Raw genomic sequence first — 14229 nt, 5'->3', positions numbered from 1 at the left:
CTCTCGCTTGTTATTTCTCTGTTTTCAATTGGGTCAGTACTTTCGTTCTGGGTTTTAGGGAGCAGGGAGTAGGGAGTAGGGAGTAGGGAGTAGGGAGTGGTAAACAATCCTGTTGGGAGCAGGTCTTGCAATGCTTAAACATTAGTACTATTTTCCAGTAGAGCAAGCAAAAATCCCATGAGGGGGCTATAGATAATGTACAAATATTCATCCAGGACATGCTCCCCTTCAGACCTATTACCTATTACCCATTACCCATTACCTATTACCCATTACCTATTACCCATTACCCATTACCCATTACCCATTACCCATTACCTATTACCCATTACCCATTACCCATTACCTATTACCCATTACCTATTACCCATTACCTATTACCCATTACCCATTACCTATTACCCATTACCTATTACCCATTACCTATTACCCATTACCTATTACCCATTACCTATTACCTATTACCCATTACCTATTACCTTAGTACTAATGTTGCTGCATAAGTGACATGCTCCCATCCTGTTTACCTCACTCCTCATGACAATTGCTATAGATCATGAGAGTTTAGCTTTAAATAAAAGCGATCGCTTATCACCCTAGACAAGCGATCGCTTTTAGTATTCAGAGATTATCCAATCAAAAATCCGATTTAAGCACCAGCTAGGACAAAATCCACTTCATCAGCTCCGTCAGTTTGATCTTGACCGGAGGTAATTTGTTCCCCATTCACTTCAACAGCGAAAGGTGTGGTGTCTAAATTGATATTGTAATCCGTTGCGTCAGCAGTATATCCCACGCTAGCTACCATCTTACGACCCTCATCGGTATAGATGAATGCCAACATTTGGTTTTTTTCTTTCTGATTGTCGTAAGCCCAAATGACCATATATTGTTGGTCTTGATAGTCGAATACTTTAGGGGCACGAGTGGGGACATAACGACCAGGAGCTCCAAAGCTAACATCCAAGAAGTTTTGCACAGAACTGTCTTGTACGATAGCGTAGGCAACTTCTTGGGGAGAGGTAGCTTCTGCGTCACCTTCACTTTCGTCCCTCTCTTCTTCTTGATCACGGTTGCGGAAATAATCCACAGCCATTTTAGTTCCGACCGCACCGACTGCTGCTATACCAGCACCCATTAGTATGTTGCGCAGTTTACTCATTTGTTGTTATGGCCTATGACTATCAACGCATTATAATATAGCAGTTCTGAATTCCATAGTGTTTACAGATTCTGGATCACAAAGGGTTTGATAGCACTACTACTCCACTTATTCTTGAGTTTCTCAACTATAAATGGCCGAATTACAAACTTAGGGGGCACACCGTTATGTACATCAATCCGTAGGAACGTATGAGTAGAGCGGGCTGTTCTGCCTTTACCTTTGCGCCCGATAAATAAAAGCGATCGCGCCACCATTTGAACATAACCTCCCCCACTAATTTCCATCACTTCAACCCCATCTTTGCGCTGATGCCGCAAACTAGCACCACTTCCGCCACAGACCAGCCAATTTAAATGGGAGTCAGCATGTTTAGTATCAAAGGTACGCAAATGCTCAAAGCAATGGGCGTGTCCACTTAAGATTAAATCTACCAGTGGCCGTTTTTCGGGTAGGGAACCAATAGCAGCAGCCACCTGATCCAATACTTGGCGTAAATGGCCACGAACTGCGATCGCATCTGGCTGCTCCCATCGACTTGTTTCCGTTGAATAGGGAGAGTGATGAAGATAGATCACTCGTCCCCTTACCTGAGGATCATGCCAAGAATCAATTAACCGTTGCTGTAACCAGTCTAGTTGCTCTCGGTCAGGACCAGCCTTAGGTTTAGAGGAAGAGTCAGAACTACAAAAGGTATTGGAATCAAGGGCAAAAAAGTCAATGCCGCCATATCTAAAGGTATAGTAGCGATTAGGTAGGCGGGTAAAGTGACCAGGTTGGTAGCGCAGGCATCTTCCGGTTTCGGTCTTGGCCGTATAGTGTTGGTTGAGGTACTCAGCTAAATTACGGCGCTTGTGAGGCTGATTCAAACAATCAAGAAAAGCGTGAGCATAGGCTTTGCCTTGGTAAGAACTCTCCCAACCTAGGGTCAACCCTAACTTAGATTTTAACCAACGGCGTACAGGTAAACTTAACTGAGCAAATAATCTGGGCAGAAACGTCAGGTCATAGTAATCATGATTTCCTGGTACAGGGAAAATCGGGTGATTAAAGACTAGTCGAGTAGTGTCAGTTTTCTTGACAGGACTCCTAATACCGAAAACCTCTCGGTAGAATGTAATAAATTTCTCCAGATAAAACTCACCCGATCCAAAGGGATAAACCAGATCTCCTGTGTGTAAGGTAAAGCGACAAGTATCAATGTGCTCCCGTAATTCTTGAGCGATTTGTGTTTGCAGCTTCCGTCCATATTCCGTGTCTGAATCCGTATCCCCAATCACTAGAAAGGAAAAGTCTGGACGTTCATTTTCTCCATCATCAAGGACTAACTGAGTTTGGTCAATTCCCTCCTTAATAATCCCAGTATTACCCCAGCATAAGCACTGGTTGATGGTAGCGATTTTAGTAGCAATAGGTGGGTCATATAGCATGTTTAAAATAGGTGAGGTAGATTTTTTTTTAGGGAGTAGGGAGTGGGGAGTAGGGAGTAGGGAGTAGGGAGTAGGGAGTAGGGAACAGGGAACAGGGAACAGGGAACAGGGAACAGGGAACAGGGAGTCGGGAGTCGGGAGTCGGGAGTCGGGAATAGGCAAAAGGCAAAAGGCAAAAGGCAAAAGGCAAAAGGCAAATAATTTTGTGTAGTTAATTACTGTAGACTTATTTCATAAGTCGCAAACTATAACATTTATAAATAGGTGATTAACAATATTGCTGCATCGCTTTTTCATAACACCAAAAACTCCTCCAAAATCTTTCCTACTGCTCCCTGCTCCCTACTCCCTGCTCCCTGCTCCCTGCTCCCTACTCCCTAATCCCTGCTCCCTACTCCCTACTCCCTGCTCCCTGCTCCCTGCTCCCTACTCCCTACTCCCTGCTCCCTACTCCCTACTCCCTACTCCCTATTCCCTATTCCCTATTCCCTTTTACTTGGACAATGTCGATGTCAGGTTCTCTTCCTCCTCCTCCCAATCCTGTTCTTTGTGATTGTTTCCGTAACCATATTTGTAGTAACCGTAAGGGCTATTAGCGTCACCTTGAACACCATTAGCAACAATCCCTAAAACGTTAACTCGAGACAGTTTAAGATTATCAAGAGCTTGGGTCAGAGCAAAGCGGTCTGTTTTTTCAATGCGAGTTACCAGAATCAATCCATCGGTTTTAGGAGTAAGCAAGGTAGTATCTGCTAATCCCAAAACTGGGGGAGTATCATAAATCACCAGGTCGAATATATCCTCAAAATATTTGATCAATCCTTTCATTTTCTCGGAAGAGAGTAGTTTGGTAGGGTCTGGAGGAATTTTGCCTGCGGTGAGGACTGATAAGCCAGGTATAGGTAACTCGTCGTTAATTACCTGTTCAGGGGATCGGGTTTGGGCAATTAAATTACTTAATCCCAACTCGTTGGGTAATTGCAATCTGGTATGAACTTGGGGTTTACGCATATCCGCATCCACTAGTAACACCTTTTTTCCCATGGCTGCCGCTGTTTGAGCCAGGAAAAGCGCAATGGTTGACTTACCATCCCCAGGCATAGATGAACTGATGGCCACAGAATGGATTGGGCGGTCTGAACTCAGTAATTGAATATTGGTATTGAGTACTCGTATGGCTTCCAAAAAGTGTGAAAATTGGGCGTCCCCACCATAGCTGTAAGCGGTTAATTTTTTCCTGAAACCTGGTATTATCCAGGTAAACGGTTTAGAGAAGAAACGTCCTACTTTTTCTAGGGAGTTAGTACTTGGGGCTCCTGGTAGTTTTTTATTAATAGGGATAGTCCCTAACACAGGCAGTTTGGTTTGTTGTTTTAGTTCGTCGAGAGTGTGATAAACGTTATCTAATCGTTCTAAAACCAAAGCAAAACCAATGCCTACTAGAATAGTAGCTACAGCTCCCAAGGTTAGATTACGTGGGATATTAGGAGAGATGGGATTCTCTGCCCGAACTGGGGCTTCAATGACTTCCCAAGGAATCTCGGTTTGGGCAGCTTGAATTCGCAAGGTTTCCTTGGTAGAGCGAAAACGGTTTAACCCCTCCGTAGCAATTTGTATTTCTCGCTGTAAGTCGGTGTATCGTCTGACTAAAGCAGGTATTTGTTGAGCCTGTTGGTCTAGCTGTTGTTGAGCCACAAATAAGGTTTGACGTTGGGTTTCAAGCCTTTGTACCTCAGTTACACCTTCTGCGAATTTGGAGTTTAACACTCGCTCTGCTTCTTGCTCTAGGATCGGGAGCAGGTTTTGCCGTTGAGTTTGGAGAAGTTGAATCGCCGTGCTTTGGGGTTGGAAGCGAGTTAATTCCCCAGCGATTTGGGTTTCTACAGTTCTTAACTGACCAATGATTTGCTGATAGAGTGGAGCCTCACCAAGAGCCGCCAAGGCTCCCGTTTCGTCTTGTAGAGAACCAAGATAGGAACGGGCTTGAACTAATTCTTGTTCAAGGGCTAAATTTTGCTGCTTCAAGGTGGTCATTTGAGAAGCGATTAGTTGAGCTTGGCTTTCCGGGTCAGTAAACTGATATCGCTCTCGAAAGATTTGTAATTGGTTTTGCAGTTGATTTACCCTGGTTTGTAAGGATGGTAACTGGTTTTCAACGAATTGAATCCCTAGCTTTAAGTTAGTCTGGCGCTCTTCCAGGGAGTACTCCAGGTATACCTTGGCTAATTGGTCTAAAACAGTCAGGATCTGATCCTGATCTTTTCCCTGGTAACTGATTTCTAAAATCTTAGTTTCCCCTAAGCGAGTGATTGTTAAATCCTCCATTAAGGAATCATAATCAATTTCGGGATAGGGTTTCTGGAGTTCTGCGAGCACTTTTTCCATTAGCTCAGGACTACGCAGAACTTGAATTTGGGTTTCGTAGTCTAAACCAGATTTAAGGTCTTGGTCTCCTAAAAAAGACGTGAAATTCCCTAAGTCATTGTCAGCATTAACCGGCTCTACTAAAATCTGAAATTTGCTTTCGTAAATTGGCTCCTGATTTAAAGTCTGCGGGATGATGAAGGACATTCCTGTCACTGCTACCCCGACAATGACTAGTCCTCGCCGTTCCAGCACCGTAAGCCAAAGGCGCAAATCCCATTCACTATCGTCTGGTTCTAACCATGGTGACCCTTGAGGTAAAGGGGGAAAGTTACCGTTATTACTGGCAACTGGCAGAGGAGAGGGAGAAATATTATTAATCATTGCGTTTTGTTTCCAGTTTAATTAAAGAGATGCTATAGCAATTCTACGACTTGTGAGGTACAAATTTATGGTTTTTAGGGAGCAGGGAGCAGGGACTTCGGAGCAGGGAATAGTGAAGTCGGAAGTGGGAAGAGGTAAAAAATAATGTGTACCTCATGAGTCCTATAAACGCTATATAAAAGTTGACTAGATAAGAGTTGGTTGGTAGCGCAAGTCAGAAGTAGGGAGTAGGGAGTAGGGAGTAGGGAGTAGGGAGTAGGGAGTAGGGAGTAGGGAGTAGGGAAAAATACTGTGTAGCTTATAGTGTAAGCATTCAGCCGTCAGTTGTCAGCCGTCAGCTTATTTTATTCAAATAGCGTGCCCGTAGTGCATAATACCCAATCCGATTGTCAAAACCCCTTTATAAAAATCCACCAAATCTTTTGATGACATGAATATAGGATTATGGGGATAAGGGTGGTATGGTAACAGGATTTGGTATCAGCTTATAACTGATAGCTAATAGCTGAATGCTGAATGCTGAATGCTGAATGCTTACCTTATAGTTATGAAAAACGCTCTAATTAAGTGTTAATAAAAAAAAATTGAACCTATAAATAATAAAAATTTTCTGCTCCCTGCTCCCTGCTCCCTGCTCCCTATTCCCTATTCCCTATTCCCTATTCCCTGTTCCCTCGCTATACTAATCCAACAACAAACGTAAGGCAGGCACAATTTGTAAAACTGGGCCGAGAATATTGGAGAGGGTATCAGTGATTCTGGCGGAGCGGGAGCGACCAGCAAGGATAATATCGTTGTTCCATAGCAGAGGGTTAGTTTCGTCATTAAGTCCTTGCTTTAAATTGACTTGGATTTCCCGTCGGGTTAGGCTACCATCAGGATTAAAACGAATTAGCTCCACCACTTCTTCTGAGCGCTCATTAAACCCGCCTACCGAAAGCAAGGCTTCATTAAGGGTGGTATTCGATGGGATTTCCACTGTTCCTGGTTGTTTAACTTCTCCGGAAACATTGACGCGAATTATATTTGGAGAAAGGTTAGTGGAGGCAATTTGAGCAGCTTCTGCGGCAGTGATTTCTGTGACAGCAGGAATAATCACTGTGTCTCCCCTTTGCAAGGCCAAATCTTGGCTGAGGTCTCCTTCTTGTAATAATTTCCAGAGGTTAATGTTAATCAGCTGTTCTGTGCCATTGCGAGTAGGACGACGCACTTGAATTTGTCGCACATTAGCAGAGGGTTTAATCCCGCCAGCGGTTTGAATCGCTTGAGTAACGGTGGGGCGACTAGCGCCGTTTTCTCCTCCTGCTAGGTTTTGTCCTCCTCCTAGGCGGTAAGCTCCTGGTCGAAACACTTCCCCCACCACCGCCACATCAGATATGGCGTCAGTGCTCGCTAGATTAGATGCTGCGAGTTGAGCGGTTTTGGCTAAGTCCACCTCAGTGGTGGCTGGAATCATAATTACATCCCCATCCCGCAAAATCAGGTTTTGACTCAAATCACCAGCTTGCAGCAGTTGTGAGAGATTAACCCTAATCCTATCGGTGATACCAGAAGGTTGAGTACGCCGAATTTCGACTGCCTCTAAATCTGCCGATTGGGTCATCCCCCCAGCCAGCTGCACCGCTTGAGCGATACTGGGAAACTGGGTATTATTGATTAAGGGTAAAACATAGGAGCCTGGTTTTTTAATTTCCCCGGAAATAGCGATTTGTAACGGGCGGGCTTGGAGTAAACTAACGGTGATGGCAGGAGAGCGCAATTCCGATTGATATTTAGTTGCGATCGCAAATTCTGCTTCTTCTAAGGTCATGCCCTCAACGGTCAGTTTCCCCACTAAGGGCAACTTGAGAGAGCCATCCACACCAACCTGTTGTTGGCCACTAAACTCCGGAACCCTGAAAATAGTAATTAGAATCACATCCCCTGCACCAAGGGTATAGGTCTGGTCGATCACAGGGCTAAATGACTCTACAGGAGGTGCAGGAGTGGTAAGGTCAGGAAGACTGGGAAATGGTATTGTTTCAATAGGTTGCTCAAAGGTGGGTAGAGGTTGGATCTCTGTGGACTGACCTGGGGGGGATGGTAGGGTCTGGGTAGGTTGCTCAAAGGTGGGTAGAGGTTGGATCTCTGTGGACTGACCTTCAGAAGACTGACCTGGGGACGGTGTTAGTGTAGATTGAGCAATAGCCAATTCAGCAATGGTCGATTCAGCAATAGCCGAAGCAAGTACAATGTCCCTGGCCTGTTCAGCATTAGGCAGTGATTCCCTGAAGGTAAGCATAGCTAACTTCCCAGGAGCAGCTAAGTTGGCATCGGCAACGATTAGCTCGGGATAATCCTGTGGTTGATTAGAAATCTCGAAAAATGAACCATTAACTAACCTCAGGTCTGAGCTAAAGGTTAATTTCATCACAGGTCGATTGGTAGTGTTGGCCTTTGCTACCACCTTTGATTTGCTTAGTTTTTTCACCTTAGGGATGGTGGCAATCCTCTCAGCTGGCGGTTTTTTGGGTACCTTTACTGGAGGTGGCTCCACGGTTTCCCATGGCATTTTGATCAAATCACTGCCAACGGAACGAGCCACAATTTGGTCAATCCGTAGTTTTTTGCTCGGTAGGATTTTAATCGGTAGTACTATATCTGCCGGACTAGCCGTTACCCTAGGAAGGGGTGGAGGCAGGGGGGGTGGTTTAATGGTTGCAACGGTTTGTGGGCTAACGGTTTTTCCGGGAATAGCTAGTGAGCTTGGCCATGACTTACCTCGGTCTAACTGAGACCGGGTCTGGGAAAACTTTCCCTTAGGAAACCGTTGTGGTGCAGGAATAGTTTGTGACTCTTGGGGATTGGTATCGTTTTTTCCGAGATTGCCGAGATTGCCGAGATTGCCGAGATTGCCGAGATTGCCGAGATTTTCGAGATTGCCGAGATTTAATCTTGATTGATCAGCAGAAATCAGTTGGAGAATAGGATGATCGTTGTAATTCCAATTATTACTCAGCCCATACCCTATACAATAGCTAGCGGCGGCTGACACGGGAATCAGTACTAAGGCTTTAAACATGGGATTATTTGATGGACTTCAACAAACTCCAATTTTTGGACTAAGCACGTTTAAAATTTTGTCAGTAAAGTTTTTCTAAGTTCTGGATTTTAGGGAGTAGGGAGTAGGGAGTAGGGAGCAGGAAACTAACTTAATTGACCTCTATCCTTAATACTGTTCTTAGGGTAATTATCAGGATTATTCCCTACAGAATTCTTTTGGAGTAGGGAACAGGGAGTAGGGAGTAGGGAGTAGGGAGTAGGGAGTAGGGAGTAGGGAGTAGGGAGTAGGGAGGGGTGCATCTCATATTTGTAAAAAAGATCGCAAGTCTCAGAAGTGTGGGGAGTGTGGGGAGTGTGGGGAGTTTGGGAATTTTCTCCCGAATTTTTGCCTAATTGCAAAACTGAGATGCACCCGTAGGGAGTAGGAAAAGGTGCATCTCCCCATCTCCCCATCTTTCCATCTCTCCACACTCGGAAGTTCCCAGATCCGCTGTTACCTTTCGAAAATTTCAAGGTATGATTTCTCTTGGATTTACCATTGTAAATGTGAATAAAAAATGTGAAGGTAATCGTGAATTTAAAACTTCATATTAACTTCATTTTTAACGATGACTACCAATTGATAAAATTACTTCGGTTTTAACTGCTCCCTTAATTTAAAGAAATCCTGAGGTTATCCTTAAGGTTAGTAGAAAGGAGACGATAACCCCAGGGAGCCAATTTTCATCAGCGAGAATATAGCAATTCTGATCACGAGTGACCGAAATTGCTGATCTTTTTAAAGGAAAATTCAGGCATGCAGCCATGCATTGCTGCTTCCTACTCGGGAGCAGGTCTTGCGTTGCTGAAACATTAGTACTATGTCCCATTAGCGCAAGCTTAAACCCATGAGGGGGCTATATATTTAGTACAAATATTCTGCATAAGTGACATGCTCCCCCTATTACCTATTACCCATTACCTATTACCCATTACCTAGATAAGCGTACAAATGTTCTGCGTAAGTGACATGCTCCCCCCTACTCCCTTCCCGTTCGCACAGGGTCTGGCTCTGCCAGTAAGCGTGGCTCACGGCCTTAGAGGATATCTCCCAAGTTTTTTGATACTGAATTTTGCCCCCCTAGCCCCCCAACTTTGGGGGAAGAGTCAATTTGCTTCTAAAGTCCCCCGCCCCCCTAACCCCCCAAGCGAGCAATCCCTCGCTTGGGGGGAATTAGCGGATGCTTCGCTTTTTTACAGATGGGGAGGGGGCTTGGATGTAGCAAATGGGACTTCTCAGACAACCTCTTAGCTACCTACTCCCTTTTTTTATTTGATAGCGTTCAAATAAATATAGCAATTTTGATTACAAGTGAGATACACTGGATTTTCTCCCTGCTCCCTGTTCCTTTTTTTTATTTGATAGCGTTCAAATAAATATAGCAATTATTATACCCATGAGGTACAAATTTCTGGGTTTTAGGGAGCAGGGAGCAGGGAGCAGGGAGCAGGGAGCAGTAAATAGCAAAGATAGAATAGGGAAGAGGGAAAAAACATCTGTACCTCATAGCTAAGATAAACGCTATATAGTTTTTTACTTACTTATCAAGTCTTTTAAAGTTTTTGTTACATACTTTACAGCCTCTGAACTCTCCATTTTCCTCCCTAAACAACTAGAAAAATTTATATAAAAACTATAACTATTAGAGGTATAAATTAAAAAAAATACTTTTCTATCAATAAAATAATTGATAAAAATAACAAGGATTTTAAATAAATCCTGATTTTAATTTCAAGGTTAGTAGAAGTGATACGAGAACTAAATCGAGTTGATTATTGATCAGCTAAGAGGATAAACTATTCTCTTGTAGTCACTAACTAATCGGCTCCGTTCTATTAACAAGTTTTGAGTGCATCTTAGGTTAATTCCTGCATCTTTTTTCTGGGAGTACGCTATACCACACCTATATTATTTAAACGTTACGGACTGACACTAAAATTCAGAGTCAGCTTAAGGCATGATTCACATTTCCAAACTTGCAACCTATAGTTTTGCGGTGTTAACTCCTTGGTTTATCGGGGGTCAAGCTTCAGCAACTGCGGCAGTCCCTGATGGGGGGAAGCCCCAAGACCGCGCTGCCTCTAATTCATACTCTAAGTACAAGGATTTAGGAACCTCTGTTTCTACTGTTAATCCTACTGTTAAGAGTCCATCGGTAAAGGTACTGCTAGGAGCAACTCCTGTGGGGCTCAGTACTACTGACCGTGAGATTAAAACTAGTCCAGAAGGAGTTAACCACCTCGGTGCCATCTCTAAGGTAGGTACTCCAGTCTTGGGAGCTGGACTAGTTGGTGGTAATCAGGTTAACTATCCAGTTAATTATCCAGTTAACTCGGTTGCTAAGGTCACCACTGAAACTGGTATAACTCCAGGAAGATTAACCTCTACCGCAAGCGGTTTTTCTGGCGTTGCTGATTCTGGGTATGATTCCGCCCCCCTAGCCCCCCAATTCTGGGGGGAACAAAACTCTGAAAGTCCCCCAAAGTTGGGGGATTTAGGGGGCTTGACCAAAACCAGACGATCACTAAGTCCCCCAGCTAGCAATCCCTCGCTGGGGGATTTAGGGGGCTTGAGAAAAAGCAGACGATCACTATCAAGCACACTAGTTTCTCAAGTGTCTCAATCTAGTGATGCTAGTGACGCCAGTGACGCCACTAACGCCTCTGAATCTCCAAATGCTTCCCCAATTCCGCCAGACATTCAAGAGAAACTCCGCGAGTACAAAAAGAGACTAGAGTTATACCGATTAGCCACTGAGTCACGTAAGCCTCGTACAGCTTTTCCAGGATTTAGCCTTGCTAATCCCTCCGGATTTGGAGCTGATAAGTTCCAAGGCTTTATTGGTGCTGGTTTTCAATCTCGCACCCGCTATAGCGGTGGTCAGGGTGGTTTGCTTGGAAATGGTTCGGATGGAACCTTAGGATTTGGCTTTGGTGTTGGAGACGCTAAAGAGTCAGTGGGTTTACAGATTTCCTATAGCATGAATAGCTTTGGTGGTAGCCGAGCCTTTGGAAGTGGAGCTGTCAATGCTAAACTACACACTCAATTTGATCGGGGATGGGGTGTTGCTGTAGGGGGAGAAGGGATCATTGAAGTAGGAAACGATGGAGCAGTTGATGTCCAAGATACTTACTATGGGGCAGTTACCAAGGTGCTTCGCCTTAGAGATAACATTGATAAACCTTTTGGTGTAGCAGTAGTTACTGTGGGCGCTGGTACAGGTCGGTTTCGCAGTGAAGAAAAAGTATTGAATGGGGAAAATGGTTTTGGTGTCTTTGGTGGTGTAGGTGTGGGAGTGCTGCCGTGGCTAAATGTAATTACGGAGTGGACGGGACAAGATTTAACCATCGGTGCATCCATTGCCCCGTTTAAAAATATCCCTATCGTAATTACTCCCGCCGTCAGAGATATTACTGGTGCAGGGGATGGAGCCCGTTTTGTTATGGGTGTTGGTGGCTCAGTGGGAGATGTTATCTCTCTGCTGGATCTGATCTTCTAAGATTCTGGTTTAGGTCTCAACTGCCGTTAAGGCAAGCTCACAGGATGCATCTCATTTTTGCTGTTTGGCTCGGTGGGTGGAACGGGCATCTTGCCCGTTACAATTTTCGGGCGGGCTGTCTCAACGCTAGCTAGGAGGCGACAAATCAGGGCAAGCCCCCCTGAAGCACCACTAGCAAACTTTTCAAATATGAGATGCACCCAGCGAACAGGTTATACCGAGGTAAATTCACAGAAGTAAATCATGAAACTGATTCCCTCAATTAAAACTAAAACTGCCAGTATTATGGCAATCACTACTTTGGCGCTAGGATTAACTCCAGTTTTTCCTGCTGGTGCTAATGAGTCGTCAGAAGTTCTTTTGGCTCAGGTTAACCAGTCAGATATTACCGGTATCATAGAAGACATTATTCGGGCTCGGGCTCGCCAGGAATTCCGCGAGCAACGCCAGCAAGCCCGCCAGCAACGCCGCCAGGCATTTCGCGAAGGAGTTGAACAAGCAGTGGACGATTATACTGATTTTTTCAACACTGCTCAAACCCTTTTCGACGATATAGAAGCTTGTGCGGCGTCTGGTTGTCCAGACTTAGGCACTTTACTAGCTGAAGCTGCTGACCTTGTGGAAACTCTTCCTGAGCCACCTGTCCTTCCATAAATCGGTAAATCTTAGTTCTGAGAGCTGGTAATTTTTACGCCATTGCACCATGGTTTCCTCTGGATATTATGTAGTTGCCTTCATTGTTGCCGCTTTAATTGTTTTCAATACTATTCCGATAGTTAAAGCGGCTGCCATCAAGTATCAGTACACAGATTTACCAGCCGAGCGTAAAGTGCATCGACAACCAATGGTGCGTTTAGGGGGAATTTCTATTGCTGCTGGCACCTTACTGGCTCTGTTTTTAGTATGGAGTCTAGGAGGGTTGGCTGATTTTCCCCCTGGCGTTTCTTCAGAGGTTTGGGCAGTTGTTCTCGGCAGTTTCTGCTTTTTCTTGATTGGCGTCACCGACGACTTGGTGAGTTTATCGCCCTTAACGCGCTTGTTACTGCAAGCGGGAGTGGCTAGTGTCGCTTGGGAAATGGGGCTGGGGATTAGCGTTGTTAGTTTGCCAGGAGTGGGAATATTACACTTAGGATGGCTGAGCTTACCGCTGACGGTCTTCTGGCTAACAGGGGTTGTCAACGCCATAAACTGGATTGATGGACTGGATGGCTTGGCTTCAGGAGTGGCTGGGATTGCTGGGGTGATGATTTTCCTGCTCAGTTTGTTCATGGGGGAAACTGAGGCAGCACTAATTAGTGCCGCATTAGTGGGGAGTTTATTAGGATTTTTGTACTATAACTTCAATCCAGCCCAAATTTTTATGGGAGATGGTGGCTCCTACTTCATCGGTTTCACTGTCGCTAGCCTCAGTGTGATGGGATTGGTGAAAAGTGCCGTAGCTACCACAGTGCTCTTACCCTTGCTGGTCTTAGCAGAACCCCTTTTAGATATGTCTGCGGTGATTATCCTGAGATTATATCATGGTAGCTCACCTTTCCAAGCGGATCAACGGCATCTCCATCATCGTTTATTAAAAACAGGTTTGTCTCATCGACTAACGGTGTTAGTGATTTACGCCCTGACCTTATGGGTTGGCAGTTTAGCGCTAGTTTGTGTTCAGTTTCCTCGCAGTCCGGTAATTGTTGGTAGTACAACAATTTTACTGGGATTGGTCAGTTGGAGAGCATGGGAGTCTGTTGATGGCTCTTCCATGGAGCAGGGAGTAGGAAGTGGGGAGTAGGGAGTGGGGAGTAGGGAGCAGGGAGTGGGGATCCCCCCTAACCCCCCTTAGTAAGGGGGGAATAGCGCTGAGAAGGAAGGAGTCTTAATAAGGAGAGAATAGCGCTGAGAAGGCGGGAGTCGGGAAAAAATTATTTGTACGTGATCAGTACGAGAATTGCTACAGATCTTATTACATCTGAATTTTAAGGATGGCTGGGGAGATGGCCATCTGGCCATCTCCCCATACTCCGCGCGCCATCTCCGCGCGCCCCCTCTCCACACTCCCGATTCCCGATTCCCGATTCCCGATTCCCTACTCCCTACTCCCTAGAACAAAAGTGGTGCGTTACGGGACGGATTGTCCTAAGCTACCGAGAAAATCAGGGCTCCCCCGTCCTTAACGCACCCTACGCAACTGGGTGCATCTGCTAAAAGCTGTTTGATCCAGTGGTGCGTTACGGGACGGATTTTCTTAAGCTACCGAGAAAATCAGGGCTCCCCCGTCCCTAACGCACCCTACGCAACTGGGTGCATCTGCTAAAAGCTG

At 45.1% G+C, this 14229-nt stretch carries 14 protein-coding genes; 6 read left to right on the top strand and 8 right to left on the bottom strand.

Annotation, left to right across the window (positions count from 1 at the left end; translation table 11 throughout):
* Positions 1 to 10: 10 nt before the first annotated feature.
* Positions 11 to 142, bottom strand: coding sequence for a hypothetical protein (locus BJP34_RS49725; protein WP_267876423.1), 132 nt, complete (start codon positions 140 to 142; stop codon positions 11 to 13).
* Positions 143 to 218: 76 nt separating this feature from the next.
* Between BJP34_RS49725 and BJP34_RS32400 the strand changes: the two genes are divergently transcribed.
* On the top strand, positions 219 to 503 hold the full coding sequence (locus tag BJP34_RS32400; protein WP_158517594.1) for a hypothetical protein: 285 nt from the start codon (positions 219 to 221) through the stop codon (positions 501 to 503).
* Between the two features lie 146 nt (positions 504 to 649).
* On the opposite strand, the gene BJP34_RS32395 is transcribed toward BJP34_RS32400, so the two are convergent.
* From BJP34_RS32395 to BJP34_RS45015, 3 genes are all read right to left on the bottom strand, one after another.
* Positions 650 to 1162 (bottom strand): hypothetical protein, encoded by a 513-nt coding sequence (locus BJP34_RS32395; RefSeq protein ID WP_070395881.1) that lies wholly within the window; start codon positions 1160 to 1162, stop codon positions 650 to 652.
* A 62-nt stretch (positions 1163 to 1224) separates the two neighbouring features.
* Positions 1225 to 2694, bottom strand: coding sequence for a metallophosphoesterase family protein (locus BJP34_RS32390; RefSeq protein WP_229424499.1), 1470 nt, complete (start codon positions 2692 to 2694; stop codon positions 1225 to 1227).
* Positions 2621 to 2782 carry a hypothetical protein gene (locus BJP34_RS45015; RefSeq protein WP_158517593.1) on the bottom strand — a complete coding sequence of 54 codons (162 nt, stop codon included), beginning with the start codon at positions 2780 to 2782 and terminating at the stop codon, positions 2621 to 2623. The genes BJP34_RS32390 and BJP34_RS45015 overlap by 74 nt, the downstream gene beginning before the upstream one ends.
* Before the next feature lie 87 nt (positions 2783 to 2869).
* On the opposite strand from BJP34_RS45015, the gene BJP34_RS45010 reads away from it, so the two are divergent.
* Positions 2870 to 3145, top strand: a complete 276-nt coding sequence (locus BJP34_RS45010; RefSeq protein WP_158517592.1) for a hypothetical protein — start codon at positions 2870 to 2872, stop codon at positions 3143 to 3145.
* Here BJP34_RS45010 and BJP34_RS32385 read toward each other — a convergent pair.
* The 4 genes from BJP34_RS32385 to BJP34_RS45000 form a co-directional block, all read right to left on the bottom strand.
* Positions 3085 to 5340 carry a GumC family protein gene (locus BJP34_RS32385; protein WP_229424132.1) on the bottom strand — a complete coding sequence of 752 codons (2256 nt, stop codon included), beginning with the start codon at positions 5338 to 5340 and terminating at the stop codon, positions 3085 to 3087. The genes BJP34_RS45010 and BJP34_RS32385 overlap by 61 nt on opposite strands.
* 682 nt (positions 5341 to 6022) lie before the next feature.
* Positions 6023 to 8401, bottom strand: coding sequence for an SLBB domain-containing protein (locus tag BJP34_RS32380; RefSeq protein ID WP_202972045.1), 2379 nt, complete (start codon positions 8399 to 8401; stop codon positions 6023 to 6025).
* A 125-nt stretch (positions 8402 to 8526) separates the two neighbouring features.
* On the bottom strand, positions 8527 to 8835 hold the full coding sequence (locus BJP34_RS45005) for a hypothetical protein (RefSeq protein ID WP_158517591.1): 309 nt from the start codon (positions 8833 to 8835) through the stop codon (positions 8527 to 8529).
* Positions 8836 to 9776: 941 nt separating this feature from the next.
* Positions 9777 to 9929 (bottom strand): hypothetical protein, encoded by a 153-nt coding sequence (locus BJP34_RS45000; protein ID WP_158517590.1) that lies wholly within the window; start codon positions 9927 to 9929, stop codon positions 9777 to 9779.
* A 450-nt stretch (positions 9930 to 10379) separates the two neighbouring features.
* Here BJP34_RS45000 and BJP34_RS32370 point away from each other — a divergent pair, with 450 nt between their 5' ends.
* The 4 genes from BJP34_RS32370 (at position 10380) to BJP34_RS44995 (ending at position 14083) form a co-directional block, all read left to right on the top strand.
* Positions 10380 to 11921: a hypothetical protein gene (locus tag BJP34_RS32370; protein ID WP_070395878.1), complete on the top strand. Its 1542-nt coding sequence runs from the start codon at positions 10380 to 10382 to the stop codon at positions 11919 to 11921.
* 243 nt (positions 11922 to 12164) lie between these two features.
* Positions 12165 to 12575 (top strand): hypothetical protein, encoded by a 411-nt coding sequence (locus tag BJP34_RS32365; protein ID WP_070395877.1) that lies wholly within the window; start codon positions 12165 to 12167, stop codon positions 12573 to 12575.
* 49 nt (positions 12576 to 12624) lie between these two features.
* Positions 12625 to 13701 carry a glycosyltransferase family 4 protein gene (locus BJP34_RS32360; RefSeq protein WP_070395876.1) on the top strand — a complete coding sequence of 359 codons (1077 nt, stop codon included), beginning with the start codon at positions 12625 to 12627 and terminating at the stop codon, positions 13699 to 13701.
* 202 nt (positions 13702 to 13903) lie between these two features.
* Positions 13904 to 14083, top strand: coding sequence for a hypothetical protein (locus BJP34_RS44995; RefSeq protein WP_158517589.1), 180 nt, complete (start codon positions 13904 to 13906; stop codon positions 14081 to 14083).
* Positions 14084 to 14229 lie beyond the last annotated feature (146 nt).

This window comes from Moorena producens PAL-8-15-08-1 (assembly GCF_001767235.1).
In the GTDB taxonomy this organism is placed as follows: Bacteria; Cyanobacteriota; Cyanobacteriia; order Cyanobacteriales; family Coleofasciculaceae; genus Moorena; species Moorena producens_A.
Note: the sequence above shows the minus strand (reverse complement) of the source record. Positions and strands in the feature narration are given on the sequence as shown.

Coding starts and splice junctions, on each gene's coding strand:
- BJP34_RS32380 (WP_202972045.1), bottom strand. CDS start 8,401: ATGTTTAAAGCCTTAGTACTGATTCCCGTGTCAGCCGCCGCTAGCTAT.
- BJP34_RS32395 (WP_070395881.1), bottom strand. CDS start 1,162: ATGAGTAAACTGCGCAACATACTAATGGGTGCTGGTATAGCAGCAGTC.
- BJP34_RS32400 (WP_158517594.1), top strand. CDS start 219: ATGCTCCCCTTCAGACCTATTACCTATTACCCATTACCCATTACCTAT.
- BJP34_RS45005 (WP_158517591.1), bottom strand. CDS start 8,835: ATGGGGAGATGGGGAGATGCACCTTTTCCTACTCCCTACGGGTGCATC.
- BJP34_RS49725 (WP_267876423.1), bottom strand. CDS start 142: ATGTTTAAGCATTGCAAGACCTGCTCCCAACAGGATTGTTTACCACTC.
- BJP34_RS32360 (WP_070395876.1), top strand. CDS start 12,625: ATGGTTTCCTCTGGATATTATGTAGTTGCCTTCATTGTTGCCGCTTTA.
- BJP34_RS44995 (WP_158517589.1), top strand. CDS start 13,904: ATGGCCATCTGGCCATCTCCCCATACTCCGCGCGCCATCTCCGCGCGC.
- BJP34_RS32365 (WP_070395877.1), top strand. CDS start 12,165: ATGAAACTGATTCCCTCAATTAAAACTAAAACTGCCAGTATTATGGCA.
- BJP34_RS45000 (WP_158517590.1), bottom strand. CDS start 9,929: ATGAGGTACAGATGTTTTTTCCCTCTTCCCTATTCTATCTTTGCTATT.
- BJP34_RS32385 (WP_229424132.1), bottom strand. CDS start 5,340: ATGATTAATAATATTTCTCCCTCTCCTCTGCCAGTTGCCAGTAATAAC.
- BJP34_RS32370 (WP_070395878.1), top strand. CDS start 10,380: ATGATTCACATTTCCAAACTTGCAACCTATAGTTTTGCGGTGTTAACT.